Annotated in this window: 15 protein-coding genes; 5 read left to right on the forward strand and 10 right to left on the reverse strand. The window is 62.0% G+C overall.

Annotated elements, in window-relative coordinates; translation table 11 throughout:
* The first annotated feature begins 348 nt into the window (after positions 1-348).
* A complete protein-coding gene (locus B5M06_RS03520) occupies positions 349-1194 on the forward strand; it encodes an EamA family transporter (protein ID WP_054067798.1) in 846 nt (281 codons plus the stop codon).
* Here the strand turns inward: B5M06_RS03520 and msuE are convergent.
* A complete protein-coding gene (gene msuE, locus B5M06_RS03525) occupies positions 1080-1652 on the reverse strand; it encodes an FMN reductase (protein WP_077345309.1) in 573 nt (190 codons plus the stop codon). The two genes, B5M06_RS03520 and msuE, sit on opposite strands and share 115 nt — an antisense overlap.
* Positions 1653-1990: 338 nt before the next feature.
* Here msuE and B5M06_RS03530 point away from each other — a divergent pair, with 338 nt between their 5' ends.
* From B5M06_RS03530 to B5M06_RS03545, 4 genes are read left to right on the forward strand one after another with little or no spacing between them, the layout of a single operon-like run.
* On the forward strand, positions 1991-2974 hold the full coding sequence (locus B5M06_RS03530; RefSeq protein WP_054067803.1) for an ABC transporter substrate-binding protein: 984 nt from the start codon (positions 1991-1993) through the stop codon (positions 2972-2974).
* A gap of 34 nt (positions 2975-3008) precedes the next feature.
* Positions 3009-3893 carry an ABC transporter permease gene (locus tag B5M06_RS03535; RefSeq protein ID WP_054067804.1) on the forward strand — a complete coding sequence of 295 codons (885 nt, stop codon included), beginning with the start codon at positions 3009-3011 and terminating at the stop codon, positions 3891-3893.
* Positions 3890-4630: an ABC transporter ATP-binding protein gene (locus tag B5M06_RS03540; protein ID WP_054067805.1), complete on the forward strand. Its 741-nt coding sequence runs from the start codon at positions 3890-3892 to the stop codon at positions 4628-4630. The genes B5M06_RS03535 and B5M06_RS03540 overlap by 4 nt, the downstream gene beginning before the upstream one ends.
* A gap of 13 nt (positions 4631-4643) precedes the next feature.
* A complete protein-coding gene (locus B5M06_RS03545; protein ID WP_054067806.1) occupies positions 4644-5996 on the forward strand; it encodes an LLM class flavin-dependent oxidoreductase in 1353 nt (450 codons plus the stop codon).
* A gap of 122 nt (positions 5997-6118) precedes the next feature.
* Here the strand turns inward: B5M06_RS03545 and bla are convergent, their stop codons facing one another.
* From bla to B5M06_RS03595, 9 genes are all read right to left on the reverse strand, one after another.
* Positions 6119-7003, reverse strand: a complete 885-nt coding sequence (gene bla / locus B5M06_RS03550; protein ID WP_080025160.1) for a class A beta-lactamase — start codon at positions 7001-7003, stop codon at positions 6119-6121.
* 95 nt (positions 7004-7098) lie between these two features.
* Positions 7099-7776: an ankyrin repeat domain-containing protein gene (locus B5M06_RS03555; RefSeq protein WP_058879460.1), complete on the reverse strand. Its 678-nt coding sequence runs from the start codon at positions 7774-7776 to the stop codon at positions 7099-7101.
* A gap of 37 nt (positions 7777-7813) precedes the next feature.
* On the reverse strand, positions 7814-9001 hold the full coding sequence (locus B5M06_RS03560) for an amidohydrolase family protein (RefSeq protein WP_054065762.1): 1188 nt from the start codon (positions 8999-9001) through the stop codon (positions 7814-7816).
* Positions 9002-9228: 227 nt separating this feature from the next.
* Positions 9229-9981, reverse strand: a complete 753-nt coding sequence (locus tag B5M06_RS03565) for a sulfite exporter TauE/SafE family protein (RefSeq protein ID WP_205245349.1) — start codon at positions 9979-9981, stop codon at positions 9229-9231.
* A 137-nt stretch (positions 9982-10118) separates the two neighbouring features.
* A complete protein-coding gene (locus B5M06_RS03570) occupies positions 10119-10622 on the reverse strand; it encodes a methyltransferase family protein (RefSeq protein WP_054065763.1) in 504 nt (167 codons plus the stop codon).
* Positions 10623-11853: 1231 nt separating this feature from the next.
* The gene (locus tag B5M06_RS03580) at positions 11854-13599 is read right to left on the reverse strand and encodes an ABC transporter ATP-binding protein (protein WP_054065214.1); all 1746 of its coding nucleotides are present in this window, start codon (positions 13597-13599) and stop codon (positions 11854-11856) included.
* A gap of 2 nt (positions 13600-13601) precedes the next feature.
* Positions 13602-14528: an ABC transporter permease gene (locus tag B5M06_RS03585; protein WP_054065202.1), complete on the reverse strand. Its 927-nt coding sequence runs from the start codon at positions 14526-14528 to the stop codon at positions 13602-13604.
* A gap of 11 nt (positions 14529-14539) precedes the next feature.
* Positions 14540-15505: an ABC transporter permease gene (locus tag B5M06_RS03590; protein ID WP_054065201.1), complete on the reverse strand. Its 966-nt coding sequence runs from the start codon at positions 15503-15505 to the stop codon at positions 14540-14542.
* 4 nt (positions 15506-15509) lie between these two features.
* Entirely contained in the window at positions 15510-17108 is a 1599-nt protein-coding gene (locus B5M06_RS03595; protein ID WP_054065200.1) for an ABC transporter substrate-binding protein, read from the reverse strand.
* Positions 17109-17221 lie beyond the last annotated feature (113 nt).

The following is a 17221-nucleotide window of genomic DNA, read 5'->3' on the forward strand; positions in this document are numbered from 1 at the left end:
AAATCGCGCCACCCAGATCTTGGGATTGCCCTGGTGACCCCGCCGCACTTGCGCCCAGGCCCACATGCCGGCCCCACGGCAGGCCACAGAGACCGGGCGACATGCCCACCCGCGGCAGGCCCGTGTGCCACCCACAGGCCTTTGACGGTCCCGTGAATCGGCTGCACCACCACCCGCCCTGTGCCTCACGCCGCACGCGAACCACGGTGGCCCGCAAAGCGCTACATTCACGCCCTATGTCTGCGCAGCGCCCCACTTTCTTGCTTTCCATCCTGGCGCCCCTGGCGACACCACGTAGCACGTGCAGACCTGCGCCACATCGCAGTCTATGGCGCCACGCTGGGCGTGATGTGCCTGTCGTTTTATCTGTCTCTGCGCACCCTGCCTTTTGGCATCGCTGTGGCGATTGAATTTGCCGGTCCCCTGAGTGTGGCCGTCTGGTCCTCGCGCCGCCCTGTGGACTTTGTCTGGATTGCACTGGCCGTGGCGGGTCTGGCTTTGCTGCTGCCGCTGGGGCATGACATCAACACCCTTGACCCCACAGGCATGGCATGGGCCGCACTGGGTGGAACGGGCTGGGCCTGCTACATCATCTTTGGCAAGCGTGTGGGACACCTTCCGGTGAGCATTACCGCACCGCTGGGCGCTGCCATGGCTGCCTTGGTGGTTGTCCCTGTGGGGGTGGTGCATGCAGGCACTGCATTGCTGGCGCCAGACGTACTGCTCACCAGTCTGGGCGTAGCCCTGATCTCCAGTGCCATTCCCATTTCGCTGGAACTGTTTGCACTGAAGCATCTGCCCAAAAACGTTTTTGGCACCATGACCAGCATGGAGCCTGCCGTGGCGGCCTTGCTGGCGCTGCTGCTACTTGGTGAGGTGCTCAGCTGGAGCCAGTGCCTGGCCATTGGTCTGATCATGCTGGCATCCATGGGTTGCACACTCACTGCACAGTCACAGACTGTCAAAACCAAGCAGCCCGACCCCGCTGCAGCAGGCTTAAAAAACATAGCTGCCAGTGCTTATGCCATAAGCGCTGAAGCCATAAAAACCTCCACACCCTGCTGCCAGGGTGGACGGTATCAGACTGGCATCAGTTCCTTTGCAGAAGCCAGCGCCTGCAGCACGGGCACAGTGGTCTGCACTGCCAGCGCAATGCGCGCATCCACCGCTGCACTGTGCAGTCTGCCGTCCTGAAAGTCTTCTGCCGAGGCATACACCCCCACCGGCAATGTCAGGGTCTGGAAAAAAGACAGCAAGGGGCGCAGCTGGTGCTCAATCACCAGGGCATGCCGCTGGCTGCCACCCGTCGCTGCCAGCAGCACAGGTTTATCAGCCATCGCAGGCGTATCCAGCAAGTCAAACAGGTGCTTGAACAGGCCCGGCACACTGCCTCGAAAGACAGGTGCTCCTACGATCAGAAAGTCAGCCGTTTCTATGGCCTGCAATGCGCGCATGGCACGCTCTGGCAGTTGCTCACGCCACAGACAGGTGCCGATGTCTTCAAACAGATCTACCAGGTCGATGTGCAAGGTCTCCAGCGGCAACTGGGTATGCAGCTGGGCATGCAGCGCATCCAGCAGCGATCGTGTTTTGGAGGGGCGAGCCAGACTGCCATTCAAGATGACCGTACGGATAGAGCGTTGCGTAGACATGGGCGTGAGCAATCCAAAAAAATGCGGCGTGGCGGTGACCGCCAGTGAATGAATACCGTCGATTACAAGTGCTGCACACGCATGCACCAACGAAATTGATTGCATGAGCATATTGCGCAAACAGAGATACCTGCGCACAGGCTGCACGCCGCGCTTCCGGCCATTCGCTCTTTAAGTCACTGTTGCCACAGAACTTTCTGTCGTTGATCGACTGCCAGCACCACGCACCCCGTGCGCAGATGGATGTTTTGGTTGTTTTCAAATAAAGAATCCTTCGTTCCCTGCGCTGCAGCGCTTGCCTAGCATCCGCCCCATTCCAAACACAAGGGAGCCGCCGTATGCACAAGCGTCAATTCTTAACAGGCAGCGCCGCCTTGCTGGCCTGGTACATGGCTGGCAGTGCGCAAGCAACGTCAGCCGCCGTAGACCACAAAACCAAGCTGGTCGTGGCCGACCAGAGTGAGCTGATTCGCCATCTGCTCGATGCCAGCGGAGAGCGCAAGACACTGCCCTTCCAGCTGGAGCTGCCCAACTTTGCAGGCGGTCCTGCCATTTTTGAAGCCATGCGTGCAGGTGCGCTGGACATTGCCTATGTGGGCGATACACCGCCCATCCAGGCCCGGGCTGCAGGCGTACACCTGCCCATCATTGCCACCTTTAGCCGTGAACTGGCGCAATACCGCCTGCTCCAGCATGCCAATGCAGGTGTAGAGCGCCTGAGCGATCTGCGCGGCAAGCGCGTGAGCTATGTGGAAGGTTCTGGCCGCCAGGTGTTTCTGATCGAAGCACTCAACCGCGCAGGCCTCACCCTCAAAGACGTACAGCCTGTGCATCTGCGCGTCTCTGAGCTCAACGATGCACTGCGCGCCAAGGCCGTGGATGTTGCCGTCATTACCGAGCCCCACGTCTCGCGCCTGAGCAAGCAAATCGGTGCACGCCTGGTGCCTGACCCACAGGAGCGCCAGCTTCTGCCTTCCACCTCCTACCTCTATGCACGCCCTGAAGTGCTGGCAGACCCACAGAAAACACAGGCCATTGCACAGTTTCTGGCTGCCTTTGTGCGTGCAGGCAACTGGAGCAATGCCAACGAGGCCGCATGGGGTGAGCACTACTACCGCAAGTTCCAGCGACTGGATGCACAGACCACGGCTGCCATTCAGACCTCGCTGTCTCCGTTGATCTTCGAGACTGCCGCCGAAGCCCAGCCCCTGCACCAGCGCCTGATTGACACCCTGTACGCAGCGGGCTCACTGCCACAGCGCCTGGATGCCAAAGACTCTTTCGTCACCACGTTTGACTCCGTCGTGACCGCCACACGCTGACAAGCTCCCGCCAAAAAACTGACTGGACATTGCCATGCCCTCCATCCCTCTCTCTGCCTCTGCCCGCTGGTCTGAACGCTCCACCGATGCATCAGGTTTGCACACGGCACCAGCGGCTGTGCCTGCCGCCGCAGTACGCGCTACGCCCGCACTGGTGCCTGCCCGTGCGCCTGCATCCCTGCTCATGCTCGGCCCTGTGCTGCTGTTTCTGGTCTGGGAAATCGCATCCCGCGCAGGCTGGCTCTCGCCCGAAACACTCACCGCCCCTTCGCAGGCATTGGCCGTTGGCTATGAAATGCTGAGCGACGGCTCGCTCATGCCCCATCTGCTGGCCTCTGCCACACGCGCCTACACGGGCTTGCTGCTGGGCGTGCTCACCGGCGTGGTGCTGGCATTGGCTGCCGGCCTGACCCGTACGGGCGAAGCCCTGATTGATGGCATTGTGCAAATCAAGCGTGCCGTGCCCACCCTGGCGCTGATTCCACTGGCCATCATCTGGCTGGGCATTGGTGAGGCCATGAAGGTGTTTCTCATCTTCACCGCCGTGCTCGTACCCGTGTATATCAACACCCACGCCGCCTTGCGCAGCATTGATATTGGCCATGTCGAACTGGCACAGACACTGGGCCTGTCGCGTGCCACCTTCATCCGCAAAGTGGCCCTGCCCGGTGCCCTGCCCGGCTTCTTTGTGGGCCTGCGCATGGCTGTAGCCCTGTGCTGGACGGCACTGGTCGTGCTGGAGCTGATCAACACCCAGACTGGCATTGGCTACCTGATGAACCGTGCCCGTGACTGGGGCCAGACCGATGTGATCGTGGTCGGCATCCTCATCTACGCACTGCTGGGCCTGCTCTCTGATGCTGCTGTGCGCCGCCTGGAAGCCCGTGTGCTGTCCTACCGGAGGTCGCTGGGCTCATGACCACAGACACCCTTCCCCTCGGCCAGGTCGAACTGCGCCAGTTCAGCCGCAGCTTTCAGCACAAGCGCATTCTGGACGCCATCGACCTGCACATTCCTGCAGGCCAGTTTGTGGCCCTGCTTGGTGAATCCGGTTCCGGCAAGACCACGCTGCTGCGTGCCGTGGCGGGGCTGGACAGCGATGCACACAGCACAGGTCTGGCGCAAGCCAGCGGCAATGTCTCCGTGCTCTTTCAGGACTCGCGCCTGCTGCCCTGGCTATCCGTCATGGACAACCTCACGCTGGGAATCGAGCAACAGCCCCATGTCCACGCACGTGCCCAGCATCTGCTTCAGGAAGTCGGCCTGGGCGACAAGGCCAGCGTCTGGCCCAGCACGCTGTCTGGCGGTCAGAAACAGCGCGCCGCACTGGCGCGCTCACTGCTGCGCGAGCCCCATGTACTGCTGGCCGACGAGCCCTTTGGCGCGCTGGATGCGCTGACCCGCATGCGCATGCAAAGCCTGCTGCTGCAGCTGGTAGAGCGCACCCATCCCACGGTGATTCTGGTCACCCATGACGTGGACGAAGCCCTGCTGCTGGCCGACCGCATTCTGGTCATACAGCACGGAAAGATCGCCCAGGACCACGACGTAGGCCTGCCCCAGCCCCGTCGCCCCGACCACCACCGCTTCATGCAGCTGCGTACCGAACTGCTGCGCAGCCTGGGCGTGGAAACCATAGCCCCCGCCCTTGCCTGAAGGAGTTTGCAACATGTCCCGACAACTGCACCTGAACCTTTTCCTCATGACCCGCGGCCATCACGAAGGTGCCTGGCGCCATCCTGCAGCCAATCCCAAGTCACTGACTGACCTGGAGCTGTACGTTGACGCTGCCCGGATTGCCGAAGCCGCCAAGTTTGATGCGGTGTTTCTGGCCGACAGTCTGGTCGGCCCTGAAAGCGGTCAGCTCACCTCCGGCACGCTGGAGCCGCTGACACTGCTGACTGCGCTTGCCACCAGAACGGAACGCATTGGCCTGATCGGCACTGCCTCCACCTCCTACAGCCACCCTTACACGCTGGCACGCCAGTTCGCCTCGCTGGACCACATCTCCAAGGGCCGTGCAGGCTGGAACATCGTCACGTCCTGGGCGCCACGCGCTGGTGAAAACTACGGCCTGAGCACCGACATTGAGCATGGTGACCGCTACCGCATTGCCAAAGAGTTTGTCGAAGCCGTGGATGCGCTGTGGCGCAGCTACCCTGCCAGCGCCATCGTGGACGATGCAGCCAGCGGCCAGTTTGTGGATATTGGGCAGATTCGCCCCGTCAACTACGCTGGCCAGCACATCCGCACCCGTGGCCCGCTGAATGTGCCCAGCAGCCCGCAGGGCCGCCCGGTGCTGGTGCAGGCGGGCCAGTCCGAAGACGGGCGCGCTTTTGCTGCCCAGTGGGCTGAGGCCATCTTTACCGCCCATGGCAGCAAGGCATCGGCGCAGGACTTCTACCAGGACATCAAAGGCCGCGCCCAGGCAACAGGCCGCCGCCCGGAAGACATCGTCATCCTGCCCGGCATCAGCGCTGCCATTGGCTCCACCGAATACGAGGCACGGCAGGTCTGGGAAGAGCTGGACAGCCTGACCAGCGTAGAAGTAGGCCTGACCCGCCTGTCCGCACGCTTCGGTGGAAACGACTTCTCGCACCTGCCACTGGATCGCAAGCTCAGCCGTGATGACTTCCCCGATCCCCATCTGGTCGAAGCCTCCAAGAGCCGTGCCATTGGCTATGTGGAAACCACGCTGCGCGATGGACTCACACTGCGCCAGCTGCTCAAGCGTCTGGCGGGTGCACGCGGCCACCTGGCGATTGCGGGCACGCCCGAGCAAGTGGCTGACACCATTGAAGACTGGTTCACCACCGGCGCTGCCGATGGTTTTAACGTCATGCCGCCCATCATCAACCAGCAGCTGGAACTGTTTGCCAGCGAGGTCGTGCCCATTCTGCGCAAGCGTGGCCTGTTCCGCAGCGACTACAGCAGCCACACGCTGCGCGGCCACTTCGGTCTGCAGGAGCTGCCTGCCGTGCACCACACAGCAGCGGCCCAGGCAAGCATCAAGGCGGCATAAGCCTTTCTCACGGCACAGCCATTGTGCTTGGCCGTGACTTTCAAAAAAATAGCTGCCAGCGCTTACTCGATAAGCGCTGGCAGGCAAAAAACTGCTACATCACAGCGGTACAAGAATGATGTTCATGCGCCCTGCGCTGCCACCTGCTGCGCCACCCATGCAGCCACATCCGCCAGACAGGCATCTTTGACCGCTCCCTCGGCACTGCTGCCAGCCAGATACGCCGTCACGATCCATGGCGCACCCTGGGGTGGGATCAAGAAGCCAATGTCGTTCGCATCCGTGGCATTGGTGCCGGTTTTATCGCCCACCTGCCACGATGCAGGCACACCCGCTTTCAGACGTTTGCCACCTGTGGTGTTGGCCAGCAACCATTGCCGCAACTGCTGGCGCGATGCCGTTGAGAGCGCCCCGCCCACCAAGAGCTTGTGCATGGTCTGTGCCATGGCACGGGGGCTGGTCGTGTCCAGCAACCCATCGCTGGAGGGGCGGTTGAGCGTTGGCTCATTGCGGTCCAGCCGTGTAACCGCGTCCCCCAGCTGGCGCGCATAGGCGGTCAGCGCTGCAGGGCCACCGTAGCTTTCCAGAATCAGATTGCCTGCTGTGTTGTCGCTGGTGGTGATGGTGGCCGCGCACAGCTCGCCCAGCGTCAGCCCCGGGCCATCGGCATGTTTTTCGGTGATGGGTGACCAGGGAATCAGCGCACTGCGCGGGTAGGCCATACGCCGCTGCAACGACTCCTGCCCTTGGTCGACACGGTGCAGCACCAGGGCACTGGCCAGCAGCTTGAAAGAGCTGAGCATCATGAAGCGTTCATCTTCGCGCCAGCCCCATTGCTGCCCGGTGGCAGTGTCCACAATGCTCACGCCCAGTCGCCCCTGTGCCTTCGCCTCCAGGGCCTGACAGTGCGCCTGCAAAGAGGCTGAACGGTGATCGGTTTTTGCGCTGGCACAGCCAGCCAGCAGGGTCAAACAAGCAGAAGTCGTAAACAGGCGGCGAGAGAGCATGAAGTTTTTCCAACCAAAAAACGCAGCAAAAAGCAGCGCTATTGTTGGCGATTCGCGCTATGCCCTGCCCTGTGTTGGCCCTACACGCTGGCGCTTTAACGCTTCGCCCCCGCCTGCAGCAGCAAAGCCTCGATCTGCCCATAGCCACGCTGGCGGGCATGCTGCAAGGGGGTGATACCTTCGGCATCTGCAATATGCGGGTCTGCCCCGGCCGCCAGCAGATCCTGCACGATCTGCACATGCTGCGGGCCGCCCTGGCCCAGCACAATGGCTTCCATCAGCGCCGTCCAGTGCAAGCGGTTGATGTGGTTCACATCTACCCCTGCGGCAATCAGCAGGCGCACCGTTTCCACATGGCCACGCTCCGCGGCAGGAATCAGGGCCGTGCCGCCATAGCGGTTCAGGCTTTGCAGGTCTGCACCGTGCTGCAGCGTCATCTTGAGAATTTCGTTGTGCCCACGTGCCCCCGCGTAGAGGTAGGGGCTGTCCTGTATCTGGTCCTTGGCGTTCACATCAGCCCCGGCGGCCATGAGCAGCCGCGCAGCTTCCACCTGGTTGTGGTGGGTCGCAACCAGCAGCGGTGTTTCGCCACGGCGGTTGCGTGCATCCACCTGCGCGCCTTGCTCCAGTGCTGCGCGCAGCTGCACCACATCGCCACGCTGCGCTGCCTCGTGCAGTGGCTGCGGCGGCGCACCGCCGCTGGCACTGGCGGTGGCAGACATCCACATGGCCAGCAGCACCCCCAAGGCCATTCCCCTGCGTTTCCAGAACATTGCCACGCTCCTCGTCAAACTTTGAACCGCATGCTGCTCAGCGGGCAGCCACCGCTTCTGGCAGCTGCCAGATCTCACCCTTGCGCACCACCTTGCGTGCATACGGTGCAGTCGCTACGGCAGCGGCTGCATTCGGGGCCTGCACCAGCACAAAATCTGCCGCATGGCCGGGCTGGAGGCCGTAGTCGGCCTTGCCCATCACCGCTGCGCTGGCATGCGTTGCCATGTCCAGCGCCACGCGCAGATCGGCATCGGTGTAAAAGCCTGAGCGATAGGCCACCAGCATGGCGCGCTGCAACATGTCGCCATTGCCAAAGGGCCACCAGGCATCCTGAATATTGTCATTGCCGCTGAACACCCGTACCCCGGCCTCGCGCAGCTTGAGCACTGGCGGAAAGCCATGGTTGCCCGGTGCATTCGTCATGATGGCAATGCCCGCCCGGGCCAGCACCTCCGCAATGCGCTGCAGTGCGGCATCGTCCAGATCCCCCAGGCCATAGGCATGGCTGACGGCCACACGCCCCTGCATGCCCAGTGCCTCGGTGCGCGCAGCAATGCGCTGCAGATCGGCCATGCAAATCTCACCGGGCTCGTGCAGGTGGATGTCTACCTTGGCGGCATGCCGCTCGGCCAGATCAAACACCACGTCCAGCTGCCCATCGGGGTCACCATCGAAAGTAGTGGGGTCAATGCCGCCCACCACCTGCGCCCCGGCACGCATGGCCTGATCCAGCACCTGCGCCGTGCCCGGGCAGCTCACCACGCCAGCCTGCGGGAAGGCCACCAGCTCTATCTCCAGCCACTGTTCCCACTTGGCATGTGCCTGCAGCACGGCTTCCAGATGCGTGAGCTGTGTGGTCGCGTCCACATCCACATGGCAGCGCATGGCCATGGTGCCAAACCCCGCGGCCTGCGCCATCAAGGCCTCAGCACGCGCCACCATGGGCCGGGCGGAGGCCAGCGCCTGTTTTTCCACCGCCAGACGCTCACGCAGGCTGCTCACGGGCTGGTGGGAATGCCAGCGGTCGCCCACAAAGCTTTTGTCCAGATGGATATGGCCATCCACAAACCCCGGCAGCAGCACATGGCCTGCCACATCCACCACCTCTGCATGCGGCAGCACTGGGCACTCGCTGGCCATGCTGGTAATACGCCCCTGCTGCACCGCCACATGCACAGGTGCGCCATCCATATCTACGGCGTTGATAAAAATGCGATCGTTCATGCATTCACTCCCCAACAGTAGCGGCACACCGCGCAGCACGCGCTGCTTGCGCCTTATGCATTGACCATACGCGAAACCGCATTGTGCTGCCCATGCGGGGTTGACGCGTTCACAGGTAGGTGAGCGAACCAGCAAGCACATACTGGCGCAAATATCAAGCAATCAAAAAACAGAGCTACCAGCGCTTACTACATAAGCGCTAGAGCCCAATTTGATGCGAATTTCTTTCAGATGCTGTCCCACAGCTGGGACACAGAACTGCCCAGCATGGCCAGACCCGAGAGCGTGAGCATCACCAGAATCAGCTGGCGAAAGGCGGCCTCACTCATGCCCTTGTAGGTATGCATGCCCAGCCAGGCTGGCACCAGCATGGCGGGAAGCAGCCATGCCAGCCAGTGCAGCACCGGGCCGGTAATCAGGCCGCGCTCCACATACAGCAGAGCCACCACGCACAGCATGGACAGGTTGAAGTTCTGAATCACCGCACGCTGTGTGTCTTTGGGAAAGCGGCGCAGGCTGCACCACAGCGTGGGAATCGTGCCCGTAAAGCCACCCAGACCACCCAGCACACCACCCGCCCAGCCCGCCACTGCATCGGCCACGCGCCCGCCATGCGTAATGGGGGGCAGGCGCTGCATCAGCAGCATGGTGGGGCACCAGATCAGCAGCAGCGCGCCCAGCCCGGCCTTGAACCAGAGCATGTTCAGCTGCGGCAGCAGCCACAAGCCCACGGGAATGCCTGCCAGCCCACCGAGCACAAACGGCAGCAGCTGCGGCCAGTGCGCACCCCGGCGCACGCTAAAGGCCGCGAGGATTTGCCCCGCCAGCGAACAGCACACGGCCAGCGCGGCAGCCACCTGCGGCTCCAGCACCCAGGCCCAGAACGACATAGCCACCATGCCAAACGCAAAGCCTGAAACGCCCTGCACAAAACCGGCGCACATGGCCCCGGCGACCACCACGATCAGCGTTGTCTCCACCGCCACTCCTGCTCTGATTTTTATAAGCGTGTTGATTGTCAGTGAGCCATGGTGATTCAGACAATGACAAAGTGATGGAACTTATAAAAGTGATAGCTGCCAGCGCTCGATGGGACTTCGTTAGAGGCCAAAAATGCTTAAATTCCGTACCCCCACCAGCGCCCCACCTGCGCGCAGTAAGCCACATAGTCCGCCCCAAACTTCTGGCGCAACACCGCTTCCTCCGGGCGAATCTGGTAGCGCTGCAGATAGCACACCAAGGCGGCGCACCACAGCACCCCACTCCACGTACCCAGCGCCAGCGACCACCCCAGCAAACCCAGCACAAAACCCAGATACATGGGATTGCGCGTCCAGCGGTAAATGCCACGCACCACCAGCGCCGAAGCGTTTTCCGGCGCCACCGGGCTTACCGTCGTTCGCGCCTGCCGGAAGGCCCAGACCCCGGCCACGCACACCGCCAGCCCGGCAGCACCAAATACCGCAGCCACAGCCCAACGCAACGGCGTCACCCACTGCATGGGCAGCAACGCCGATGTGCTCCAGATACCCGCAACCACCAATGCCACGAGCAACAGCGGCGGCAGCTTGAGTGCCAGCCAGCGCTGATCCCATGCCGCTTTCTGGTCCGAATGGTTCATGTTTACCCTCCTTGCGACTCCCCACCTCAAACCAAGCACACCGCCCAAACAAGAAGCAGCAAAGGCCCCCATCCCCACCTTCCCCCAGCGGGGGAAGGAGTGAAATACAACCCTCACCCCAACCCTCTCCCGCAAGCAGGCGAGGGAGTGCAAGGCACAGCGCTTGTGCCACCCCGCACGCCAGCTGTAAGACTGGCGTGCTTGGACATAAAAAAATCTGATTTCCGGCTGCCTGTTTGACCAGAGCGACGCAGGAGCGACGGGAGTTCAGCCGGACAAGCCGCCTGCAAGGCTCGCCTTTTCTTTCCCTCATTTCTTTTGGCGACGCAAAAGAAATGGGGTCGGCTGTCGGGCCGAAACCCGACCTCCTGCCTCAAACCAAGCACACCGCCCAAACAAGAAGCAGCAACGGCCCCATCCCCGCCTTCCCCCAGCGGGGGAATGTGTGAAATGCAGCCCTCTCCCCAACCCTCTCCCGCAAGCAGGCGAGGGAGTGCAAGGCACAGCGCTTGTGCCACCCCGCACGCCAGCTGTAAGACTGGCGTGCTTGGACATAAAAAAATCTGATTTCCGGCTGCCTGTTTGACCAGAGCGACGCAGGAGCGACGGGAGTTCAGCCGGACAAGCCGCCTGCAAGGCTCGCCTTTTCTTTCCCTCATTTCTTTTGGCGACGCAAAAGAAATGGGGTCGGCTGTCGGGCCGAAACCCGACCTCCTGCCTCAAACCAAGCACACCGCCCAAACAAGAAGCAGCAACGGCCCCATCCCCGCCTTCCCCCAGCGGGGGAATGTGTGAAATGCAGCCCTCTCCCCAACCCTCTCCCGCAAGCAGGCGAGGGAGTGCAAGGCACAGCGCTTGTGCCACCCCGCACGCCAGCTGTAAGACTGGCGTGCTTGGACATAAAAAATCTGATTTCCGGCTGCCTGTTTGACCAGAGCGACGCAGGAGCGACGGGAGTTCAGCCGGACAAGCCGCCTGCAAGGCTCGCCTTTTCTTTCCCCCATTTCTTTTGGCGACGCAAAAGAAATGGGGTCGGCTGTCGGGCCGAAACCCGACCTCCTGCCTCAAACCAAGCACACCGCCCAAACAAGAAGCAGCAACGGCCCCCATCCCCGCCTTCCCCCAGCGGGGGAAGGAGTGAATGCGGCCCTCACCCCTGCCCTCTCCCGCAAGCGGGAGAGGGAGCTATGCAGCGCATTGTCAGCAGCTTGGGGCAAGCTGCTACCGTGCTTCAATGCACGTGCGCAATATCCGGAATCGCCGCCATCAAGTCCTTGGTGTACTGGTGCTGCGGATCATCCAGCACGGCCTGCGCATCGCCCACTTCCACCAGCTGGCCGCGCTGCATGACGCCGATGTCGTCGCACATATGGCGAATCACGGCCAGGTTGTGGCTGATGAGCAGATAAGTCAGGCCAAACTCTTCCTGCAGATCACGCATCAGGTTGAGCACCTGGGCCTGCACGGATACGTCCAGCGCCGAGGTGGGCTCGTCACAGATGATGAACTCCGGCCTGCTGGCCAGTGCGCGCGCCACGGCGATGCGCTGGCGTTGGCCGCCGGAGAACTGGTGCGGGTACTTCTTGGCGTCGTCCGGCTTCATGCGCACGCGGTGCAGGGCTTGCTGCACACGTTCGGCGGTTTCTTCCTTGGACTGCGTAATGCCCAGCACTACCAAGGGCTCGGCAATCAGCTGCTCCACCGTCCAGCGTGGGTTGAGGCTGGCGTACGGGTCCTGAAAAATCATCTGAAAGCGGCGGCGCATGGCCACGGTCTGTGCGGCGGCGCTCCACTTGTCTACACCGTCAAACAGGATGGTGCCGCTGGTGGGGCGGGTCAGCCCCGCAATCATGCGTGCCACGGTGGATTTGCCGGAGCCAGATTCGCCCACCAGCCCAAAGGTCGTGCCTTTGCGGATGTTGAAGCTCACATGGTCTGCGGCCTTGAGGATTTTTTGGTCCTGGCGTGCGAGCACACGGGCCAGCCAGCCGCCAGAGAGGTCGTATTCCTTGCACAGGTCTTGAACCTCGACCAGCGGGCGTGCAGCGGCAGCCGCAGGGTCTGCGGGCTTGGGCGTCCACGGCACCGCTTTGACCACGGGCCCACCGCCCACTTCAGGCACAGGCAGGCGTTCCACGCGCTGGTGCACGCTGGGAATGGCTGCCATGAGCACCTGGGTGTAGGGGTCACGCGGGGCGTCCAGCACCTGGCGTACATGGCCGGTCTCCAGCACGCGACCGTGGTACATGACCATGACGCGGTCGGCTGTCTCGGCAATCACGCCCATGTCGTGGGTGATCAGCATGGCGGCAGCGCCGCGCTCCTTACAGACCTTGCGCAGCAGCTGGATGATCTGCGCCTGCACGGACACATCCAGCGCCGTGGTGGGCTCGTCCGCAATGATGAGTTCCGGCTCTGCGCACAGTGCCAGCGCAATTGCCACGCGCTGGCGCATGCCGCCGGAGAACTGGTGCGGGTACTGCCCCATGCGTTCCTTGGCATGCGGAATTTCCACTTCTTCCAGCAGCGCCAGCGCACGTGCCTCGGCTTCTTTTTCGCTCACAGGCAGGTGGGTGCGAATGGTTTCCACCAAGTGCCAGCCCACGGTATAGACCGGGTTCAGGCTGGTGAGCGGGTCCTGGAAGATGGTGCCAATGCGCTTGCCACGAATGCGGCGCAGATCTTCACCACGCAGCTGGTCAATGCGCTGGCCTTGCAGTTCGACCGTACCGCCGGAAATGCGGCCCGGGTGCTCGATCAGGCCGGTGATGGCAGAGCCCGTCATGGACTTGCCCGCGCCGGACTCGCCCACCACGCCCAGGATTTCTCCTGGCCAGATGTCAAACGACACATCGTGCAGCACATGCACCGGGCCTTTGTGGGTGTCAAACGTCACGCTCAGATTGCGCACCCGCAGCACGGGCGTGCCGCCTGCTGCACCATCAGCAGGCACGGGGGATGGAGTGTCTGTGTGCATCTTCATTGCAGCTTGGGGTTGAGAGCGTCACGCAGCCAGTCGCCCACCAGGTTGACCGACAGGGCCAGCGCCAGCAGCACCAGCCCGGGGAACATCAGAATCCACCACTCGCCCGAGAACAGAAAGCCCTGACCAATGCGGATCAGCGTACCCAGCGAGGGGGCCGTGGGGGGCAGGCCCACGCCCAGATAGGACAGCGTGGACTCCGCCACGATGGCCTGCGCAAAGCTGATAGTGGCAATGACCAGAATGGGGGCCAGCAGATTGGGCAGGATGTGCCTGGCCAGAATGGCCGTGCGGCTGCGCCCGATGAGCTGGGCAGCCAGCACATAGTCTTTCTGCTTTTCCACCATGACCGCGCCACGCACGGTGCGCGCGTACTGCACCCAGTCAGACAGGCCGATGGCAATGATGATGACGTACACGGCCATGTCGTCGCGGTAGCCCTCGGGCAGCATGCCGCGTGCAATACCGAAGATCAGCAGCGCCACCAGAATCACGGGGAAGGTGAGCTGCACATCGGCAATGCGCATGAGCATGGTGTCAAACCAGCCACCGGCATAGCCCGCAATCAGGCCCAGTGGCACGCCAATGATGAGCGACAGCGCCACAGCAGCCACACCCACAATCACCGACATGCGCAGGCCGTAGAGGATGGCGGAGTACACGTCACGCCCCTGGTCATCGGCACCCAGCGGGTAGAACATCTCACCCATGCCCTGGCTCCAGGGGGGCGTGAAGGCATCCATCAAGTCCAGATTGGCAGGTTCAAACGGGTTGTGCAGCGCCAGCAGCGGTGCAAATACAGTGGCCAGCACCAGCAGAGCCATCACGCCAGCGGCTACCTGCACCAGACGCGATCGAGCAAAGGCGCGCTTGACGGGCGAGTCACTGGCTTTCCAGCCCGTAGGTTTTACGGAATCAGTCATTTGCGGGCCCCTTATTTCTTACGCAGGCGGGGGTCCACCAGCACATACAGAAAATCCACGAACAGGTTGATCACCACGTACAGCAGGGCGATGAACATCAGATAGGCCGCAATCAAAGGCACATCCACGCCCTGCACGGACGAGATGAACAGCAAGCCCACGCCCGGCCACTGGAACACGGTTTCCGTAACGATGGCAAAGGCAATCAGCGAGCCAATCTGCAAGCCTGCAATGGTGATGACGGGAATCAGCGTATTGCGCAGCGCATGGCCAAAGTACAGGCTTTTGTCATGCAGGCCGCGCGCACGGCCAAAGCGGATGTAGTCCGAGCGCAGCACTTCCAGCATCTCGGCACGCACCAGCCGCATGATCAGCGTCATGTTGTAAAAGCCCAGCGTGATGGCAGGCAGGATCAACGCCGCCCAGCCCGACGCCGTGAGAAAGCCGGTTTCCCAGCCGCCAATATTGACGGTCTGCCCCCGCCCGAAGGACGGCAGCCAGCGCAACTCTACGGCAAACACATAGATCAGGCCAATGCCAATCAGAAACGTGGGCAGCGACACACCCACGAGCGAGACGGTCATGATGGTGCGCGAGAGCCAGCCATCCTTGCGGATGGCGGTGTACACGCCCAGCACAATGCCCACCAGCAGTGCCAGCACCGAAGCCGTCAGCGCCAGCTCCAGCGTGGCGGGCAGGCGCTCGGCAATCACCTCGGCCACAGGGCGCTTGAGGCGGTAGGAAATGCCCAGGTCCCCATGCAACACCTTGCCCACATAGGACAGGTATTGCAGCGGAACGGGCTTGTTAAACCCCAGCTCTTCGACCAGGGCTTCACGCTCTTGCAGCGTGGCATCTTCGCCCAGCAAACTGATGGTGGGGTCGCCAATGTGGCGAAACACCATGAAGGAAATGAACGAGACGGCCAGCAGTACCAATACTGACTGGCCCAGTCTGCGCAGCAGATGGACCAGCATGGGCTTACTTGGCGTTCTTGTTGATCTTTACGTCCTTGAAGTGCAGCGTGTTGTCAGGGTGCACGGGAACGTCGATGGACTTGACCGAAGCGAAGTGGATGACCTGGTCATGCAGCGGAATGTAGAAGCGCTCTTTCTGCACCACGTCCCAGATCTGCTTGATGGTGTCATTGCGCTTGGCCACATCGCTCTCGGAAGACAGCGAGATGATCTTGGCATCCACCTCAGGATTGCTGTAGCCGGTGGCGTTCTGCGCCCCACGGCCTTCCTTGCCACGGGTGGCAACCAGGAAGTCAAAGATATAGGCCGAGTCATAGGTGGGCACGCCCCAGCCGTAGAGGTAGAAGTCGCTGTCGGCATTCACGATGGAGACGCTGTGCTGCGCAATGGGGCGCGAGGACACTTCCGTCTTGATACCAATGCGCCCCAGAAAGCCCGCAATGGCAGTGCTGATGGCCTCGTCATTCACATAGCGGTCATTGGGCGAGTGCAGTGTGATGGCGAAGCCATCGGGATAGCCAGCCTCCTTGAGCAGCTGCTTGGCCTTGTTGATGTCAGCCTTGTTGTAGGCCGCCATGCTCTTGTCATAGCCGTTGACAAAGGGAGGGGCCATCACACCCGAGGGGTTGGACAGACCTCGCATCACCGAACGCTTGATGGCATCGCGGTCAATCGCCAGTTCAATGGCTTCGCGCACCTTGGGGTCGGCCAGCGGGTTCTTGCCCTTGACGTTGCTGGACTTGAGCTCTGCCGCGCCCACGTTCAGGCCCAGGAAGATGGAGCGGTTTTCAGGCCCTTCGTTGATGCGCAGCTTGCTGTCCTGCTTCAGGCGCGCCACGTCCTGCGCGGGAATGTCCTGGGCAAAGTCCACTTCACCCGACAGCAGTGCAGCCACGCGTGTGGCGGGTGACTTGATGGGCAGATAGACCAGCTCGGTCACATCACCCACCTGGTCCTTGCCCCAGTAGTTGGGGTTTTGCTTCATCACCGTCTTGCTGTCGATTTCACGCGAAGCCAGCATGAAAGCGCCTGTGCCGTTGACCGCGCGGGTCGCACCGTTTTCCTGCTTGCTGTTGGGGTCCTGGGTTTCCGTGGCGTTGTTCTTCTTGGCCCAGTCCTCGCTCATGATGAAGAGGTTGGTCAGGTTGTTCGGGAAGATCAGGTTCGGGCCCTTGGTCTTGACGTGCACGGTCAGGTCATCCACGGCCTTGATGCTGTCCACCGAAGCCAGCAGCGACTTGACCTGTGCATTGGGGCCACGTGCGCGGTTGAGCGAGAAGACCACATCCTTGGCCGTCAGCGGCGTGCCGTCATGGAACTTGACGTTAGGGCGCAGCTTGAACTCCCAGACCGTGGGGTCGCTCTCCAGCATCTTCCACTCGGTCGCCAGCAGGGGCTTGAGCTTGCCATCGGCCGTGCGGTTGACCAGCGTCTCATACATCTGGTGCATGAGCACAAAGTTGGTGCCGGTATTGAACACATGGGGGTCCAGCGTGGTCACATCGGCCGAGCGCGACCAGCGCACCGTTTCAGCCTGTACCAGTGCTGCAGAAGTGAGCAGGCCTGCGGCCAGCAATGCGGTACCCAGAGTCTTCAGAATCATGTGTGTCTCCTCAGTCAGGTGAAAGTGTCGGTATGCCACGGACGGTGCGTACATAGCCCTAGGGCTTTGCCTAGCGATGCAAAAACTGCGCCGCTTGTCGCTTCTTGCTTTTT

The organism is Comamonas kerstersii (assembly GCF_002056725.1).
Taxonomy (GTDB): Bacteria; Pseudomonadota; Gammaproteobacteria; order Burkholderiales; family Burkholderiaceae_C; genus Comamonas; species Comamonas kerstersii.